This window comes from Myxococcus sp. AB025B (genome assembly GCF_006518215.1).
In the GTDB taxonomy this organism is placed as follows: Bacteria; Myxococcota; Myxococcia; order Myxococcales; family Myxococcaceae; genus Myxococcus; species Myxococcus fulvus.
In genome coordinates, this window is record NZ_SRLW01000647.1 from 1 (window position 1) to 1,144 (window position 1,144).

A 1,144-nucleotide genomic window follows, 5' to 3' on the forward strand; every position below is an offset into this window, starting at 1 on the left:
GCCAACACGTCCTCGACCTCCGTTCCCTGGTGCTCTCGGACCGCTGGGACGCCGCCATGAACCTCACGCTCGCGCCGCAGCGTGCGGAGGTGCGGCGCGCCGCCTGATCAGGATGGGCGCCACACCCCATTGGGGCTTCCGAAAATTTCTGCTCAAGATTTTTCGGAGATTCGACCGACTCGGCCAGACTTTGCAGCGGAATGGAAGCAGTTGAAGACGACCTGGTCGCTCTTTCGCAATGGACAAATGGCATTGGCGGAGAAACGGCTGCGTGAGGCATCGGACAAAATGTATCGCGAGGATCCGTTGGGCAATATTCAAGATTGGGTTTGGCGCCTGGCGATGTTTGTCACTGGGCCTGTGTACGAAGAGCCATTCAGGGGCGCAGTTGATGTGCTGCGAAAAGCATTGGAGTCGGTGCAGGCCGAACAGTTGCTGGCTCACTACAATTCGGTCATGAGTGTTCCGAGGGGTATGCGTTATTTCGAGCTGATGAAGTCGTATTTTTCGGCCTACGATGAATTTGCCCAGGTTCAGTTTATTGTTACTGGTGGTGTTGGTCTCGGAGAGGGGTATCGAGTTGCTTCCACGAATTTCGATGCGACTCGTATGTTTTATGGAAATGCCTTTGAGGTGTTTGCTAGTCAGGTCGATATTTTGGCGTTTTTGAATAATGTAATTGCTGGGCGTGCCTTTGATCGTTTCGAGAGAATGACGGCGGATGAGTATCTGAGGCTAGATAAGTCTTCTCGATTTAATCCATTTCAGGGGAATGGACCGCTTTCGGCGCTGTGTGTCGAGGCTGATAATCAGATTCGAAATGCTTCGCACCATGGGGGCTTTGTGTTTGATCGGGCTGCCCAGGTGATTCGATACCGGTCAGGAAAGGGGGGGGACGGGCGAAGAGCGGCAGCTTAGTTATACTGAGTATCTGGTTCGATGTGTGAAGCTTTTTATGCAGGCCATGGTGCTTCTTCGGGTTGAGTTGATTATGTCGAATCGGACAGGTGTTAGACCCAATGCCGATCAGTTAAGGGGGAGAAGGATCATACTGCCGCGACCGCGTTCAAGGAGGAGGTCGCGTGGGAAGAGGTCCATTCGGGTACTTGCCCTCTGCGGATGAGGGTGCGTTCGACCGGCTGTG

The 1,144-nt window shown here is 53.7% G+C and carries 1 protein-coding gene; it reads left to right on the forward strand.

Annotated features, from left to right (window positions below):
- The first annotated feature begins 210 nt into the window (after nt 1-210).
- Nucleotides 211-918, forward strand: a complete 708-nt coding sequence (locus FL311_RS43295) for a hypothetical protein (RefSeq protein WP_141333524.1) — start codon at nt 211-213, stop codon at nt 916-918.
- Nucleotides 919-1,144 lie beyond the last annotated feature (226 nt).